Annotated in this window: 19 protein-coding genes; 2 read left to right on the top strand and 17 right to left on the bottom strand. The window is 45.9% G+C overall.

All coding sequences use genetic code 11. From position 1 onward, the window contains the following. Positions 1 to 88: 88 nt before the first annotated feature. Entirely contained in the window at positions 89 to 1909 is a 1821-nt protein-coding gene (locus M1D67_RS08320) for an ABC transporter ATP-binding protein (protein ID WP_026579782.1), read from the bottom strand. Between the two features lie 12 nt (positions 1910 to 1921). Next, on the bottom strand, positions 1922 to 3679 hold the full coding sequence (locus M1D67_RS08315; RefSeq protein ID WP_479831770.1) for an ABC transporter ATP-binding protein: 1758 nt from the start codon (positions 3677 to 3679) through the stop codon (positions 1922 to 1924). A 266-nt stretch (positions 3680 to 3945) separates the two neighbouring features. Between M1D67_RS08315 and M1D67_RS08310 the strand changes: the two genes are divergently transcribed. Further along, on the top strand, positions 3946 to 4323 hold the full coding sequence (locus M1D67_RS08310; RefSeq protein WP_020451217.1) for a Rok-like winged helix domain-containing protein: 378 nt from the start codon (positions 3946 to 3948) through the stop codon (positions 4321 to 4323). Positions 4324 to 4353: 30 nt separating this feature from the next. Here M1D67_RS08310 and moaD read toward each other — a convergent pair whose 3' ends face one another. The 6 genes from moaD to mobA all read right to left on the bottom strand — a co-directional run bounded on the left by moaD (position 4354) and on the right by mobA (position 8568). After that, positions 4354 to 4587, bottom strand: a complete 234-nt coding sequence (gene moaD, locus M1D67_RS08305) for a molybdopterin converting factor subunit 1 (protein WP_023857283.1) — start codon at positions 4585 to 4587, stop codon at positions 4354 to 4356. Continuing rightward, positions 4584 to 5078, bottom strand: coding sequence for a molybdenum cofactor biosynthesis protein MoaE (locus M1D67_RS08300; RefSeq protein ID WP_020451215.1), 495 nt, complete (start codon positions 5076 to 5078; stop codon positions 4584 to 4586). The genes moaD and M1D67_RS08300 overlap by 4 nt, the downstream gene beginning before the upstream one ends. Next, complete coding sequence (mobB, locus tag M1D67_RS08295; protein ID WP_128822362.1) at positions 5057 to 5584, bottom strand: molybdopterin-guanine dinucleotide biosynthesis protein B; 528 nt, start codon at positions 5582 to 5584, stop codon at positions 5057 to 5059. The genes M1D67_RS08300 and mobB overlap by 22 nt, the downstream gene beginning before the upstream one ends. Continuing rightward, positions 5551 to 6843, bottom strand: a complete 1293-nt coding sequence (locus M1D67_RS08290; RefSeq protein ID WP_145608132.1) for a molybdopterin molybdotransferase MoeA — start codon at positions 6841 to 6843, stop codon at positions 5551 to 5553. Before M1D67_RS08290 ends, mobB begins: the two co-directional genes overlap by 34 nt. A gap of 18 nt (positions 6844 to 6861) precedes the next feature. Beyond that, a complete protein-coding gene (locus tag M1D67_RS08285) occupies positions 6862 to 7875 on the bottom strand; it encodes a molybdopterin-synthase adenylyltransferase MoeB (RefSeq protein WP_026579783.1) in 1014 nt (337 codons plus the stop codon). 105 nt (positions 7876 to 7980) lie between these two features. Then, positions 7981 to 8568, bottom strand: coding sequence for a molybdenum cofactor guanylyltransferase (mobA, locus tag M1D67_RS08280; RefSeq protein WP_479831769.1), 588 nt, complete (start codon positions 8566 to 8568; stop codon positions 7981 to 7983). Positions 8569 to 8720: 152 nt separating this feature from the next. On the opposite strand from mobA, the gene M1D67_RS08275 reads away from it, so the two are divergent. Next, positions 8721 to 9677 carry a sporulation protein gene (locus tag M1D67_RS08275; protein WP_479831768.1) on the top strand — a complete coding sequence of 319 codons (957 nt, stop codon included), beginning with the start codon at positions 8721 to 8723 and terminating at the stop codon, positions 9675 to 9677. Positions 9678 to 9822: 145 nt separating this feature from the next. On the opposite strand, the gene rok is transcribed toward M1D67_RS08275, so the two are convergent. The 9 genes from rok to M1D67_RS08230 all read right to left on the bottom strand — a co-directional run bounded on the left by rok (position 9823) and on the right by M1D67_RS08230 (position 16506). Continuing rightward, complete coding sequence (rok, locus tag M1D67_RS08270) at positions 9823 to 10410, bottom strand: transcriptional regulator Rok (protein WP_020451209.1); 588 nt, start codon at positions 10408 to 10410, stop codon at positions 9823 to 9825. A 546-nt stretch (positions 10411 to 10956) separates the two neighbouring features. After that, positions 10957 to 11415: a redoxin domain-containing protein gene (locus M1D67_RS08265; RefSeq protein ID WP_020451208.1), complete on the bottom strand. Its 459-nt coding sequence runs from the start codon at positions 11413 to 11415 to the stop codon at positions 10957 to 10959. Positions 11416 to 11504: 89 nt separating this feature from the next. Next, positions 11505 to 12047: a biofilm-specific peroxidase AhpA gene (gene ahpA / locus M1D67_RS08260; RefSeq protein ID WP_020451207.1), complete on the bottom strand. Its 543-nt coding sequence runs from the start codon at positions 12045 to 12047 to the stop codon at positions 11505 to 11507. Positions 12048 to 12342: 295 nt separating this feature from the next. After that, complete coding sequence (locus M1D67_RS08255; RefSeq protein WP_003181323.1) at positions 12343 to 12588, bottom strand: YkuS family protein; 246 nt, start codon at positions 12586 to 12588, stop codon at positions 12343 to 12345. A gap of 62 nt (positions 12589 to 12650) precedes the next feature. Next, positions 12651 to 13775 carry an N-acetyldiaminopimelate deacetylase gene (locus M1D67_RS08250; RefSeq protein ID WP_479831767.1) on the bottom strand — a complete coding sequence of 375 codons (1125 nt, stop codon included), beginning with the start codon at positions 13773 to 13775 and terminating at the stop codon, positions 12651 to 12653. A 69-nt stretch (positions 13776 to 13844) separates the two neighbouring features. Continuing rightward, positions 13845 to 14555: a 2,3,4,5-tetrahydropyridine-2,6-dicarboxylate N-acetyltransferase gene (dapD, locus tag M1D67_RS08245; protein ID WP_065644039.1), complete on the bottom strand. Its 711-nt coding sequence runs from the start codon at positions 14553 to 14555 to the stop codon at positions 13845 to 13847. 106 nt (positions 14556 to 14661) lie between these two features. Beyond that, positions 14662 to 15114 (bottom strand): flavodoxin, encoded by a 453-nt coding sequence (locus M1D67_RS08240; RefSeq protein ID WP_479831766.1) that lies wholly within the window; start codon positions 15112 to 15114, stop codon positions 14662 to 14664. A 29-nt stretch (positions 15115 to 15143) separates the two neighbouring features. Next, entirely contained in the window at positions 15144 to 16037 is an 894-nt protein-coding gene (locus M1D67_RS08235) for a WD40/YVTN/BNR-like repeat-containing protein (protein WP_231006024.1), read from the bottom strand. After that, positions 16027 to 16506, bottom strand: a complete 480-nt coding sequence (locus tag M1D67_RS08230; protein WP_106070696.1) for a flavodoxin — start codon at positions 16504 to 16506, stop codon at positions 16027 to 16029. Before M1D67_RS08230 ends, M1D67_RS08235 begins: the two co-directional genes overlap by 11 nt. Between the last annotated feature and the right edge of the window lie 54 nt (positions 16507 to 16560).

The following is a 16560-nucleotide window of genomic DNA, read 5'->3' as shown; positions in this document are numbered from 1 at the left end:
GCAGAATCATCTAAAATGTTTCACCTCTGTTTTCTCAAAAAAACGCCCCGGCCGCATTTCAGAATATGCGGCCGCGGACGGTTTCAGTTTAGTTTCGCTGAAACATTTGATACTGCGCTTTCACCAGCTCATAATACATTCCACGTTTTTCGATTAATTCCTGGTGATTTCCTTCCTCTATTTTCCGGCCGTGGTCAAGAACCAGGATTTTATCCGCATCCCTTATCGTTGAAAGCCTGTGAGCGATCATAATAGCCGTTCTGCCATGGAGCAGGGTTTTCAATGCAGCCTGAATCTTGACTTCCGTTTCTGTGTCAATACTTGCGGTTGCTTCATCAAGGATCAGAATGCGAGGGTCTGCCAGGAGCGCCCTCGCGAATGAAATGAGCTGCCGCTCACCTGCCGATAATACATTGCCGCGTTCTTCCACTTCTGTGGCGTATCCATTCGGAAGCGCTGAAATAAACGAATCGGCCCCGACAGCTTTTGCTGCTTCGATCACTTCTTCATCGGCGGCATTCGGACGGCCAAAACGAATATTTTCCATAATCGTTCCGGAAAAAATAAACGTATCCTGCAGCACGATGCTGATTTGCGAACGAAGATCGGAAAGCGAGATATCGGTAATCGGTATTCCGTCCACTTTGACAGTCCCGCCTGTTGCATCGTAAAACCTGCTGATCAGATTCGCGATCGTCGTCTTCCCTGATCCTGTATGTCCGACAAGCGCGAGCGATGTTCCCGCCGGCACCTCAAATGAAATGCTGTGCAGCGCCTTGCGATTCCCGTCATAAGAAAATTCCACCTGTTCAAATTCGATCCGGCCTTTTAATTCTTTAATTTTGACCGCATCTTCCTTGTCTGCGACACTCGGTTTTTCATCCAGAAATTCAAATATCCTCTCTGACGAAGCCATCCCCATCAACAGCTGGTTGTAGACTTGGCCGAGCCTTGAAATCGGCTCCCAGAACATTCCGAGATAGAAGGCGAATGAGACAAATACACCGATCGTAATCGTTTCATTGATGATTAAGCTTGTGCCGTACCAGATTAAAATGGCCGTCCCGACGGCGTTTGTCATTTCTACAAGCGGGCGGAATGTCGCATTTTTTTTCGTCGCTTCCCGCCAGGCTTCAAAGTTCTCGCTGTTGACGCCTTCAAAATACATCATATTCTCTTTTTCCTGCGTAAATGCCTGAGTGACCCGGATGCCTTGAATGCTTTCATTCAAATGGGAATTCAGTTTGGACTGCTTTAAGCGCACCTTTTGCCAGGATCGTCGGATTTTCCTTCTGAGATTGGTTGAAATGAAGAACATAACAGGCAGCGTCACCATGATGGCGATGGTCAGCTCAGGACTGAGCGAAAACAGAATGACGATAATACCGAAGAGGAGCAGGATATCCATCAATAAATTGATGACTCCGCTCGTAAATAATTCCTGCAGAGAATTGATGTCATTCATGATCCGGACAAGGATGGAACCTGCCGAACGCTCATCGAAAAAGCGATGCGACAGCCGCTGAACATGCGTAAATAAATGCTGTCTGAGATCATAAATGACATGCTGGCCAAGCTTGTTCATCCAGCGGATTCTCAACACATTGCTAACATAATTGACAAGATATAATCCACTGATGACGGAGATCAGAATCGCAAGAAGATTCATATCCCGGCCTGCGATTGCTTTGTCGAGCGCATAGACGCCGATCAAAATCGGCACCGTCAGCCGGATCGCCGCCGAGATCATGACCGTTAAAAAGGAGAGCGGCAGCAGATTTTTTCGGTAAGGCTTTAAATATTTGAGCAGCCTCCACATCTGCGCCCAGTTAAAAGGCTTTTCAATGATTTGGTCTGAAGTATAAAAAAACCGGTTCATCAATGTTTGTTTTTTCGCCTGATTTTCCATAGCAAGAGCCTCCTATCCTGCAAAATGCGGCTCATTCAACACATTTTGATCTTTATACTGCAAATCAAAAATCCGTTTGTATAAACCGTTTTCTTCCAATAATTGTTCGTGTGTTCCCCTTTCCTTAACAACACCTTTATCGAGCACAAGAATTTCGTCGGCATGCTTTAAGGATGAGATTCTGTGAGCGATGATGAACGTCGTCCGATCCCGCATCACTTCCCGCAATGCAAGCTGAATACGGTGCTCCGTTTCCATGTCAACGGCACTCGTCGAATCATCGAGGATGAGAATGCCCGGGTTCAGACAAATCGCCCTCGCAATCGCGATTCGCTGTTTTTGGCCACCGGACAGTCCGAGCCCCCTCTCGCCGAGCATCGTATCGTATTGGTTCGGAAGCTCCATGATAAAATCGTGCGCCTGAGCTCTTTTCGCGCTTTCGATGATCTCTTCCATTGATGCATCAGGATTTCCATATGATATGTTTGATCTGATCGTTGATGAAAATAAAAACGATTCCTGCGGGACGACGCCGATATTGGAGCGCAGCATTTTTAATGAGTAGTGTTCAAGCGGCTTGCCGTCGATCATGATCCGGCCGGATGTCGGCTCATAAAAGCGGCTCAGCAGTTGAATGATACTGCTCTTTCCTGACCCCGTCGCACCGATTAACCCGATCGTTTTGCCGCGCTCGGCTTGAAAAGACACTCCATGCAGTGCTTCAGCGTTTTCTTTTGTATATTGAAGGGAAACATCGCTGAATACGACATCGCCGTTCAGTCTGCCGTTTTTCACCGCATGTCCGCTGTCGGTGATTTCCTCTTTGGCATCAAGAATTTCCAGCAGCCGCTCTCCTGATGCTTTCGCTTGTGAAAACAGGTTGATGACATAACCGAGGTTCATGATCGGCCACATCAAGTAATTGACAAGACTGAAAAAAGCGACAAGCTCCCCCGGTTTTAAGCTGTTTTGCATCACGAGCCAGCCGCCGAACGACAGCAGGGCAACGAGGCAAATATTGCCGATAAACTCCATCAGCGGAAAGAATTTAGACATGATAAACGAAGCGTTTAAGTTTTTATTTCGAAAATGGTCATTTGAATGAGTAAAGTTTTGAATCTCAAAATCTTCTTTTGATAAAGATTTAACGGTATTCATGCCGCTGATATTTTCCTGAACTTTCGTATTTAAACGGGCGAAAGATTTTCTTATGTTCCGAAAAGCCGGATGCACTTTTTTATCAAACCTGTAGACAACCGCTCCTAAAAACGGCAGAGAAGCAATCGTTACCAGAGTCAGCGGCACAGAATAAGAAAACATGACAGACAGACTGAAGGTGACAAGCAGGATAAAGCGAATCGCCTCAGCAAAACCGAAAGATAAAAAGAATCTGATGCCTTCGACGTCAGCCGTAAGCCTCGACATTAAATCTCCCGTTTTAGCGCTGTCATAATACTTGAACGGCAGACGCTGCAACTTCGCATACAGCTCTTTTCTTAACCGGTAGACCGAGCGGATTCCGAACATATCTCCAAGATACTGATGAAAAAAAGTAGCTGCGCCCTTCGCCGCCATGACAGCGACGAACCCGAGGCTGATCCATATGACCAAACCGTACCTTCCGCCGAGAATCACTTCATCAATTGTCATTTGCAGAATAATCGGGTAAACAACAGTGATCGCCGTCATCAGAAGCATCGACACAAGCGACCACAAGAACATTCTTTTATAAGGCCAATAAAAATCTTTTAGTTTTTTAAGGGACTCCATTTGCACCAGCACCTTTCCAATTCATGTAAAACAAGGACACATCATCTAATATATCGGTATGCGAAATAAAATTCCACCGATTTTACAAAATTCAGACTTATTATGGAGTTTTCCTCCTTCTTCCGCTTGAAATAAATCCTTTTTAAAATGTGACAGTCAATAAAAAATAGTTTCTTGTTGGCAAAGGAAATTTTTTGATGAATGAAGGAAGATGATGTAAAATAATAGAAAATGTTATCAAATTATGAATGACGGAGTTGATTGCAATGGCGAAAAGAGAGGCTTTAAAAAAACAGCTTCTCCTCTTAGGTGAATTGGAACAAAAAATCTGGAAGGACTTCCGGAAAGAACGCGAAGGGATTTACGCAAGGTTAGGAGAACTTGACAGACAAATCCAGCGACATAGACGTTCCACTAAAGAGTATTATGCAGCACATTGCGTAGACATTATTAAACAGCAAAAAGGAAAAATTGTAACGACAAAAGAACTGAAAATGAAACTGAAAGAAAGAACCAATTTTAACGTTCACCGTATTAGTGAGCTTTATGACTTGATTCAAAAATTAGAACCAAACATTTCGAAAGAACGGCGCGGCTGTTTTATTTATCTGGAAAACGGTTCGAAAAAAAACGTCGGTCGGTAACAGGCTCTATGCCTGAACCGACCGACGTTCTCAACCTCCGCTGACCGGGGGAATAAGAGCAACCGTATCTCCAGACTTAACCTCACTGTTTCCTCTTCTGTACACTTCGTTGACAGCGATCATCGCTCGGTCCGTCCCCTGAAGATTGTAAGTTTCTTTTAAAAACTGTCTGATGTCGTCTGTTGTCGTTTTTTCTTCATCTATATCAACGCTCTGCGCACCCGCTTGTTCGGCAAGCTGGGCAAACAGTAAAATTTTAATCAAAGGTCAGCACCTCTTTTTCTGTCGGAAGCCGCTGCTTCCAAATCTGGTTTCCCTTCCGGGTATTCAGTTGTCTCAAGCTGGTCGCCGATCCAAGTCTCGCCGTCCTCCCAATGTTCTTTTTTCCAAATCGGCACGATTTGCTTTATCCTTTCGATCGCATATTCGTTCGCTTCATATGCCGCTTTCCGGTGAGGTGACGACACCGCGATCACCACGGCCGCGTCGGAGATGTCCAGCCTGCCGATGCGATGGGTAATCGCTGCAGCTGTACCAGGCCATTTTTCATTGATTTCTTTCCCGATCTGAGCAAGCATGCTGACCGCCATTGGAACATATGCTTCATATTCGAGATAGAGTGTCTTTTTTCCATTTGTCCATTCTCTCACTGTTCCAATAAACGTCGTGATGGCACCGGCTTCCCTTTTTTCAACTTTTTTGACGATATCTTCGATGACAATCGGCTCTTTTGTTATAACAAATCGTTCAGACAAACGCCTTCCTCCTTTAGATGATTCAGAATAAAAGCCACGGCGCTCGGGTCTTCAATATGAAAGGATGGAACATCCGTTTTCGGCTCGCTCTTTTGATAAATGACGGCGATGATGCCGTCCAATTCCTCCAAGAGCTGACAGTCCGCTTCGTTTCTGACCATGACAACTTTTTGATATGGCGCATGTTTAAATCCCTCGATGAGAAGACACTGAACCGCTAAAACGCTATAAGCGGCAATCAGTTGATCAAGCGTCCACTCGCCGCGCGCCCTCAGCTGAAAAACGCCTGCTCCTTCGACGCCGGACGCAGCCGCTCCAGCCCGAAAAAAGCGGTCGGAATCCTTTCCCTCGGCGAAAACATCCGGTTCTCCTCCATGTCCGTGGTGTTTCAGGCAGCCAATCTTGACTCCGAGCTGACCGAGCTTTTCCGCCAGTTTTTCAACGAACGTCGTTTTGCCGCTGTTTTGGTACCCTACGATCTGGAGGATTGGAAAATGTGCGGCCACAGCTCTTCACTTCCGTTCTCATCCCGGTATAACAGAACATGCACTCTTGCCCCGGCCTCATAGCCTCTCGTTCCGCCCGGCAAAACCATCAGCGCATTGGCATCTGCCAGCGACGTGACGGCGCTCGATTTATCCAGGCCGACAGGCTCCGCATGAAGCGCCCCGTCTTTAATGGATACAAACGAGCGGACAAATCTTGTAAACGGATTAGGCTTTGGAAAATCCTTGCTTAAAACCGCTTCTGCACATAAAGAATACGGCTTTTGATGATGCAGCCAGGTGTGGAGGGACGGCTTGACAAACAGCTCAAATCCAACGAAGCAGGCTGACGGGTTCCCGGAGAGCCCAAACAGCAATTTGCCGTTTAATTGAGCAACAGTCGTTACACTTCCCGGACGCATGGCCACTTTATTAAACAGGACCTCGGCCCCGAGCTTTTCGTAAATTGCCGGCAGAAAATCAAAGTCCCCTACGGACACCCCTCCGGTCGTAATCAGAAAATCCACCTTGTCCAAAGCTTTTTCCACCGCTGCAAAGCTTTCGTCAAATCGATCAGAAATCTTCCCTAAATAAAGGGGGGTTCCGCCTGCTTCTTCAACCTGGGCGGCCACCATGCCTGCATTGCTGTTGCGGATTTTTCCGGGAACGAGGGGATCGCTGACATTCAGGAGCTCCGTTCCGGTGGCAATGATGCCTACCACAGGCTTTTTGACTGCAGGTACCGCTGCATATCCGAATGTTGCAAGCAAAGCGACGACACCCGGCGTGATCCGGGTTCCTTTCTTCACAAGCACTGATCCTTTTCTCGCATCTTCTCCGGTTTTTGAAATATTTTCTCCCGGCTCCAATGAGCGTTTTAACACCATATAGTTTTTACCGTCTTCTGAGTAGGTTTTCGTCAGCTCAAGCATGACTACCGAATCAGCGCCCTCCGGAATCTGCGCTCCGGTCATAATTCTGACAGCTTGAAAAGGACCGAGCGTTTTACCTGACACGGCTCCGGCTCCAATGTGATCAACCACCTCGAATTGCAGCGGATTTTCCCGTGAAGCACCGGCGGTATCGCAAGCTCGGACAGCAAAGCCGTCGTACGGCGAACGGTCAAAAGCGGGTACGTCGTGATCAGCCTTTACATCTTCGGCTAAAAATCTATGGAGACTCTCCTCAAGGTGGATCCACTCTGTATCTCCCTGCTTCCAGTGCCGAGAGACACGCGCAGCGGCTTCAAAAACTGGAATGGGCGTTCTTTTTTCAATCATTAAAAAAACCTCCTGTTGTTACATTCCGATGACTCTCGCCAATATGGAGTTGGCTTCTTTTATATCATTTGTGCCGTGAACAAGGGCTCTTCCATCGTTAAATATGACGATTCTGAATGTCTCGTATTGTACATGCAGCAAATAATCATTCGCATCCACTTTTCCGATGCCCGAAAGTTTTTTCATGAGTTCCTCTTTAGGCAGCCGTTTTAACATATCGCTGCGAATTTGGACGGTCTCTCTTCCGCACAGAACGTCGGCTTTTTTTTGGCTCATGTTGCTGAGGAAAGGAAAAACCGGCGTTTCTCCGCACGAAGGACATGTCTCATTGCGGCCGATCTCCATTCGGAAGTGGGTGTTCGCCCATAAATCAAACGTGACAAAAGCGGTTTCAAGCGCATCTTGGTTGTCCGTTAAGATTTTTAGAATTTCAGCTTGCTGATAAGCCGACACCATTTGAACGGCCGGCGAAATAATCCCCGACGTGTCGCATGTAGCCCCGCCAATCGGAACATCTTCAAACAGGCAGGCAAGGCACGGCGTTTTTTTAGGAATAATCGTCATATACATGCCCTGACTGCTGACACAAGCGCCATAAACCCACGGAGTGCCCGTCTCTTGGGCAAGGTCATTGATGATCATGCGGGTCTCAAAGTTATCCGTTGCATCGATGACAGCATCCGCTTCTTTGATCAGCGGTCTGAGTGTTTCCACGGTGCCGTCGGCAACATATGTACGAAGCTCAACATCGCGATTGATCTGGGAAAGACGTTCTTTTGCGGCTGCCGCTTTCGGAAGCCTTTCCTCAGCGTCTTTCTCTGTATAGAGCTGCTGCCTTTGCAGGTTGCTCCATTCCACATAATCGCGGTCTATAATAGACAGTGTACCGATGCCTGCGCGCACAAGCCCCTCGGCAGCCGACGTGCCGAGCGCCCCGGCTCCGACGATCAAAACATGGCTCTGCCTGATTCTGTCCTGACCCGCCTGTCCGATGTTTTGATATCTGATTTGTCTTGAATACCGTTCATGCATCAGGATGATCCCCTTTACTTCCTTTTCTATATCATATCATTTTTCCGTCCGCTGTTTTTTGAAAAACACTTTCCGAAAAACCCTTGCAATCTATAATAAAATATTTCATCCCGGAAAGAACGGTTCTATTTTATCTAAATCCGACTTTTTATTGACATTTATAAATTCCCACGGCTCTGCCCCGACCCTATCAGCTTCAATATACTTGACGCGGATGCGGTCGAGGAAACTGCTGATCTTCAGCTCGTTCTGCTGAAGCTGTTCGAGGAGGACGGATTTCACCCTTCTGCTGTAGACAGCAACAAGCGGCTGCGCCCTTCCGTCTGCGACCGGCACGACGGCGTCATCCGCCGGGGTCATCTGCCGTTTTAAAGCCGATATGGTCTCCTGCCGGACAAGCGGGGTATCACAGGCCGAAAAAATATAGCATTCCCCTTCCGCCCGAACCATGGCTGTGTACATACCTGCAAGCGGCCCTCTCCCACTGAACGGTTCGATATCTTCCAGCACCGCTTTTTCCCCGAGTTCTTTAAACCGCTCCGTCAGCCCCGGACGGCTCACTATCAGGACATCGCCTCCCAGCGCATGTTTGCACCATTGATAAAGCGGCTTGCCTTGCCAGCGGGCAAACGCTTTCGGTTCCCCAAAACGGCGTGAAAGGCCCCCCGATAATATGACATGTATTTCTTTCATGCAGCTCAACCTTCCTTCGCGTGTTTCTGCCTGCGAACATCATAGCAAAATTTTAGAAATCCGAACAAGTCTGTAAAATCTCTTTTTCAAAAGGCATGCCGTGTTTCATTTATGCATATTGTAGTTGTAACATTAATAGGGGGCTGGTCACCATGAAAAAAACAACGGGTTCGCTGCCTTACTTTCATGATTTATCACAGGAAAACCTTTTTTTAAAAGCGGAGCTGGCAAGGTCACATCAATTGATCCACGAGCTTGAAGCAAGCTATTTTCATCAAAAAAATCATAAGCTCAGCCAGGAAAACAAAGCGCTGAAGCAGCAGCTGAAGCAGCTGTCAATCGAACTGGAGCGGATTTCGGCAAACAAGGAAGACGAGTCGGCCGAAACGCTCAACCGGATAAAAAGCGAACTGCTGGGTAAAATCGTTGTTCTTCAGGAGCTCCTTCAAAAAGAAACCTATGCAAGAAAACAAGAGATAGAAGAAAAGCACCGCCTTCATTTAACAAATGTAAAAGCCGAAGAAGAGAAAAAAAGCTTACATAGCCAAATAGAATATGAAAAGCTTCATGCGGAAAAAGAAAAAACGCTGAGGGAAAAAAAGGAGCATGAGCTCGAAAACGCTGCACACGAAAATGCCCGCCTGAAAGACGAACTTCATGCTAAAGGTCTTCAGCTCAAACAAATCGAAACAGATGTTGCGGTATTAAAAGAGCGGGTGACAGAAACGAAAAACCGCCTTTTGGAGGCTGAAAAAACAAAAGAAGCGCTGTTTTACGAAACGATTTTATCCTATAAAAGGCAGCTCGATGAAAGTGATAAGTGGATCGCTTCTCATTTTGCCGATATTGATACATCTCAGCAGACGGAGAAGGCGCTTGAACAAAACGAAGAGCTTTTTGAACGGTCAGAGCAGATCGAGGCGGTACTTCAAACAGTTACGGAGCAAGTCGATCAGCTCCAACAGCAATTGAGCGTCATCAAACAAAATGACACGAAAATGGATCAGAAAATAACTGAATGGAAAAAGCAGACGAAAGAAGAAACAACCCCGCAAAAATGGGTCTATCAAATTAAACGCAAAGACAAAGAAACAAAACCTTTAAATTGAATACCACTTTAAGGAATAATTTGGATTTTATAAAAAAACCGCTTGAGTCGATTGTCTCAAGCAGTTGATTAGGGCGGCGGCGTATATAGCGGCCGCCTTGGTGTTCCTCAAAATGGAAACGCTATCTGGAAAAGCAAGGGTTTGACTATTGCTGCTCTGTCTCGGTAGAAATCTCACCCTCTAATATATATTGACCGCGGTATGGTTTTTTGACTTCCGGGTACATTTTAATCAGGCTTTGCATAAAGGTTGTCATATTAGGGATCTCAAGTCCGCTCTCTTTTTCGATTTCTTTTTGAAGTTCGGAGCTTTTGATGGCCGCATTATGGCGTTTTAATGTTTTAATCGCCGCTTCACGCAGTTTTGCAGCTTTTGAGCCTGGACGTGCTGTACCCCTTCTGCGCCTTGTCGTTCCATCTGGAATTCCGGCAGGCAGTGAGGAGGTTTGCGGAGAAGTCTGCTGCTGGTTCTTTTGAGATGCTTGCGGCTGCTGCTGTTGTTGCTGATAGCTCTTCATCTCCTGCGCAGCTAATTCAGCTAAAACAGGGAGAGATTCCGTTTTACGCTCCGGGCGAAAATCTTTTTTTGTATCATTAAAGCTGGATGGACGATCCAATTCACGCAGCTTTGCATATATATTATCCCGCTCAATTTGATACTCCCTAATCACCTTAACCTCAGCCTCATTCAGCTGCTCCAATCTTAAACGCAATGCTTCCCTCTCGTTAAACATACCGTTTATACCCTCCTATCAGAATAAATAAACCTTCCAATAAAAATATTAGATTACCAAACTAATTTTATCAACTATTTTTTCGCTTTTCTACTGTTGCTTTCCGTTAAGAAAATAGAACTAAATTTCCGGAAAACTTGAAGCCTGAGGAGTTTTCGAAGCATTTCGGCCTACTCTAAACCCATTGTCGAAAAATGGTAAATAATGAAGGAACATAGAAAATTACTTTTCAACGAAACATAATTTAGGAATAGACTCTACTGTTTAATCGTGATGGAAAGTGTGAAATATCAATGATTAATCCGGCTTATAAATCCAGAATATTCAAAATTGCCAGATTTCACTTGTCGAATTCGCAGTTTGTTGTGTACAGGGAAAGTCAGAAATACTCCTGAAACAAAAACAGGACATAAGACTCATCAAGTAAAATAAACAGTGTCTAATGATCCATTTGTCGAAAGGGGCGGATAGAGGAAATTTTTTTGCTTTTTTTGCAATGAGGAGCCGAATAAACAAAAAACCCCATGAAAACGGGGCTTTTCATCTTTATTCAGCAGACTGTTCTGTTTCGGCAAGAACACGGTTTACACGTTTTTCGAGCATTTTCATCCCGCTTCCTCCAGCTTGAAAATGGCGAAGCTGGCCTGTTTTATCAAAAACGTAATAAGCCGGAACATATTCATTTTCGAAAGCGTCAGTCAGCTTATGGTCGCTGTCAACAAAAACAGGCTGAGTAATATCATGTTCAGCGGCAACCTCTTTGATTTTATTCAAGTCTAAATCGTCTTCTGAACGCGGCATATGCACGGCCACCACGTTTAGTTTATCGCTGTAGCGGTCGCGGAACTCATTGACTTGCGGCATCGCCTCTTTGCACAAGTGGCAGCTGATCGACCAAAAATGAATTAATGTCGGCTTTTCTCCGATAAGCTGCTCTTTTGTCACTTCTCCGTTTAACCACTCTTTTGCGCCGGTCAGTTCCGGCATCGGCTGGCGTAATTTCATGATTTTTCCTCCATTGTCATTTTTGTCGATTAAAAAGGTCTAACAAATGTTAGACCTTTCCAATCTGATTTCTAATTTGAGAATAAAAATTAAAGAGTTGCTTGACCCGGTTTCCAGTTTGCAGGGCAAAGACCGCCTGTTTGCAGCGCTTGAAGCACGCGCAATGTTTCGTCTACATCACGGCCGATGTTGTTATGGAACACTGTTTGATATTGAAGTTCGCCTTCCGGATTAATGATGAACAATCCGCGAAGCGCCACACCTTCTTCTTCAATCAGTACGCCGTATTCACGGGATACTTCATGGTTTGTGTCGGCAGCAAGCGGGTATTTCAGCTGGCCGAGACCATTTTCTTTGCGGTCTGTGTTAATCCATGCCAAGTGAGTGTGGATGGTGTCAGTTGAAACGCCGATTACTTCTGCATCAAGGTCTTCAAACTCGTCATAGCGGTCAGACATTGCTGTAATTTCTGTCGGGCACACGAAAGTAAAGTCCATAGGATAGAAGAATAGAACCGTCCACTTATCATTTTTCATGTTTTCTTCAAGGCTTACTTTTCCAAATTCTTTGTTTGCAAGAACCGCTTCCATTTCAAAGCGCGGCGCTTGTTTACCTACCATGCGTTCTGCCATTTTATGTATCCCTCCAATTGTGATTTTTGGGTTCTGCTACCCATATCAAAATGAGAATTTAAATATTAAATTCTCATTTAGTTAATAACATCACATACATAATTCATTATAATACTTACCATATTTTTAGTCAATATTAATTGATAATAAATTTAAATTAGCGGTTGTTCTTTTTTTAAGCCTTTAAAAAAAGTGTAACATGCCTCCGGATGATGAAACAACCGTTTAACACCCGACAGCCGTTTTTTTGGAAAAACAAGTTAAAACCGAAGCTGGAACTTCGGTTTTATGTTTATTACTGAAGTTTTTGCTCAACCTGCTGACAGATTTCATCGGCAGTTAAACCAGTCGCCTGAATGACAGATGCTCCGGTCATCGTATCTGAAATCCCGAGCATGTCAGTGTCCAGACCAGTGACAACACAGCAGTCGCAGCCTTTTGCATCGTCTTCGGTTTTCATCGTTACAACCTCATACCCTTTTTCCTTCAAAGCAGCCTCGACATCAGAAAGAGATTGTTCGATTCCGATTTTTTTCGACATGAAGAAACACCTCCACCAATTAAGATGCCACGTTTGCTGATTTTTTATACCAGCCGCTTGTTCTAATTGGCTTTGGAAGAGAAATAAGCCGTCATAACGCGGACTGCCGTCTCAAGCGCTTCCTCTTTCGGCTGCAGTTTGGCATGGTGGAGTCCGTAAGGTGAATCGACGCCGAGCCAAAACATGAAGCCCGGATACTTTTTCAGCATATAGCCGAAGTCCTCTCCTGTCATCGCTTCTTTTGAACGGATGACCTCTGCAAGGCCGCTTTCAGAAACGAACTGCATAAAGTCTTCAACTAAACCGCTTGAATTATAGACCTGATAATATGCTGCCGGATAGCTGACTTTACCGTTGCATTGATAAGCCGTTTCCAGGCCGCTCACCATCGCCTCGATCCTTTTCTTCACCTGTTCCATTGACGCTGGGGACAGCGTCCTGATCGTCCCTTCAAGCCTTGCTTGCTGAGCGATAATGTTTTGTGCCGATCCGCCTGTAATCATCCCTATGGTAATGACAGCACTGTCCAGCGGATCGACATTCCTGGCTACGATCGACTGCATTTGCGTAACGAGCGAACTGGCGGCGACCACCATATCTTCTGCAAGGTGGGGATATGCGGCATGCCCGCCCTTTCCTTCAAGTTCGATTACAAGCTCTGACGTATTGGCAAAGAGCAGCCCGCTTTTCGTTCCGATCGTTCCGACCGGGAGCTCAGGCGCGATGTGCAGCGCTGTGATCATGCTCGGCTCCCACTTTTTAAACAAATCGCTTTCAAGCATCGGTTCAGCGCCGCCCGGCCCTTCTTCAGCAGGCTGGAACAAAAACAACAGATCTTGTTTAACCGGGTTGCGGACGAAATGATCGATGATGCCGAGGGCAATCGTCATATGGAAATCATGCCCGCACGCATGCATCCGGTTCTGATGTACGGAAGAAAAAGAATATCCGGTATCTTCCCGAATCGAGAGCCCGTCCATATCCGCCCTGTAAGCCAAAATCTGTTCAGGGGCTGTCCCTTTAACCTTTACAAACAGTCCGGTTCTCCACTTTTCGATTTCAATCCGGTCTTCCGGATGCTTTAGTAAGTGGTTCAAAAGATAAGCCTGTGTCTTATATTCCTGAAAACCGAGTTCAGGAATTTGGTGCAGATCTCTGCGAATCGCTGCTAATTCGTCCAATTTCATCTTTCTAACCTCCCCGGCGATACGAAAATGCGTGGATTGTCACATCCACGCACTTTTCGCCGCCGCTTCTTAAAGCTGACGCAATTCCTGTTTGATTTCTGTTTTGCCTTTTGTTTTTTCATCGATGTCTTTGATTTTTTTCGCAGGCGTTCCGGCAACTACTGTGTAAGGTGCCACATCTTCCACAACGATTGCGCCGGCAGCAACGACGGCTCCTTTTCCGACAGTCACGCCTTCAAGTACGACGGCGTTTGCACCGATGACGACATCGTCTTCAATAACGACAGGTTTTGCTGAAGGGGGCTCAATGACACCGGCAAGCACGGAACCTGCTCCAATGTGGCAGTTTTTGCCGACGGTAGCTCGTCCGCCCAGCACGACATTCATATCGATCATCGTTCCTTCGCCGATCACAGAGCCGATGTTGATGGAAGCTCCCATCATGATGACGGCGTTGTCGCCGATTTCCACTTGATCGCGGATGATCGCACCCGGCTCGATTCGCGCTTTAATATTTTTCAAATCGAGCGTTGGGATCGCCGAATTGCGGCGATCGTTTTCGACAACATAGTCTTCAATTTTACCTTTGTTTGCTTCGAGCGCAGCTTGAATCTCCGCCCATTCACCGAATACTACCCCAGTATGCCCTGTAATAAAAGGCTTGGCTGAAGCGCCGAAGTCAATTCCTTCAAGGTCGCCTTTCACATACACTTTAACAGGTGTTGATTTCTTACTATTTTGAATAAATGAGATAATCTCATTTGCATCCATCATTTTCATTATGTAAGTCCTCCTTCTCTTTTTCTCCTCATTACTGTATCAAAGGAAAGATTTAAAAACAAGAAAAAAAGGAAAGGGGGCGTCCCGTTTCCTTTTTTAGCAAATGTCATGCCGGCACTTCACATTTCTTTGCAAAATCCCTGCCGAATTGAAGCAGCATGTCTTCTTCTTCATCTTCCGGATTCATTTCGATTTTGACGGACGGAAGCACCGTGTCTCCGCCAAGCTCTTTGATTTTGTCCTCAAGTATGTCGACGGCACCGCAAAAATGCTCGTAAGAAGTATCTCCGGACCCGAAAACGGCAAACATCTTATCTGTGAAATCCATCCCTTCCATATCATCGTAAATATCCAAAAACTCATCCGGGAGATCCCCGTCGCCCCATGTATTAGCGCCAAATATCATATACTGATAATCGTTAAAGAGCGCCGCATCTACATCCATCGCTTCATGGCGGTCAACTTCGGCCCCGCCCTCAAGAAGGCCTTTCTCGATTAAATCGGCCATTGCTTCTGTATTTCCAGACATGCTTGCATAAACCAGCAAAACTTTCCCCATCGTTATTCCTCCTATAAAACGCTATAAAATCAGTGGGCTGCAGCAGGCTGTTCATAAGGCCTGACAAATTTGCATTCATAAAGACCCGCGCAAAAGAAGTTCTCCTTTTGATTGGCGACTCTGAATCCATGCCCTTTAATCGTGTCAAACCATTTCAGCTCTCTTTCAAAGAAATCAAGCCGGTAGATTCTTGAAAATCTGTCTCGGTCTTGAGCCGATGTGACATAGATGATTCCGTTGTCTTCGGACACATCCAGGAATGATTCTTCATTCTCAACTAGGCCCTGCCTGATTTGTATTTCATCATTCGTATGGATGTTGACCAAATTGACGGCACCGTGATTTCCTTTTTTGGATCCCATCGCACAAACCAGCCATTCGCCTTCAAATGCGATCATCGAGGCGGTCATGCGGCCGGTTTCTTTTTTGATCAAACAAGCCGATTCTGCTGCCAAATCGTATGCCCAAACACCACCGTGCACTTCATGAATCTGCGTTCCGATGTAAAGGCGCTCCTCATGGAGGCACAGAGAGCGGATAACGGGCGGATGACTCAAACCGGAAAACGGCTTGACGATTTTCCATGAGACGCCGAAATCCTCTGATATGTAAATGCAATGCTTCCCATGGGCACAAACAAAGCCGTCCGTTCTCCCTGTGATCGACCAAATCGTGGCGTTTGTCGGAAAGCTTGAGATTGACCAGGTTGCTCCTTGGTCAGACGATCTGATAATCGTTCCCCTCTCCCCTGCGCCGAATAAATAATCGCCGATATAGGTGATGGAACATATTTTGCTTTTTAATTGAAAGAGCTTTGTCCAGCCTTGCTCAAGTGAGTAGTGAAAAATCCCTTCCCGCTTGATGGCGACAAAGTAACCGGAATGCTTTGCCGAAGCGACGGCCGTCGCACCTTTATGAAACATGGGTCTCAGCCTGCCGTTTTTCGTGTTCTGCCCATCTTATAAAACCTTCGGCAAATTCCTTGCAGCACTCGGCATCTTCATCCGTTTCGGGGGCAAGTTCTATTTTCAAGGTCTCTCGATAAAGGTCGGCGCCGGTTCGTTCTAGCATGCTGTAAAACGTGTTGACCGCTTCGCAAAAGCGGGGGTATGCATAGTCGCCGGATCCGAAGCATGCCGCTTTCTTTCCTTTAAGGTCAAGCGAAGAGACCTCGTCGTAAAACGATTCCGCTTCATAAGGAAGATCCCCGTCTCCCCATGTGTAGGTGCCGATTAAAAGAAGATCGTATTCAGCCAATGAGTCGGCATCGACATCATCCATTTCCTGAATTGTGACATCAAAACCGTTCTCCTTCAATGTATCTTTGATGATCATCGCGATATCCTCCGTGTTGCCGGACATGCTGGCATATGCAATTAATGCTTTAGACAACAGAATCACCTCTAAAATTGATAATGATTTTCATTATTATATAGATACACTTTA

This window comes from Bacillus sp. PK6-025 (assembly GCF_056530265.1).
The sequence above is the reverse complement of the archived record's forward strand: the minus strand, read 5'-3'. Positions and strand labels throughout refer to the sequence as shown.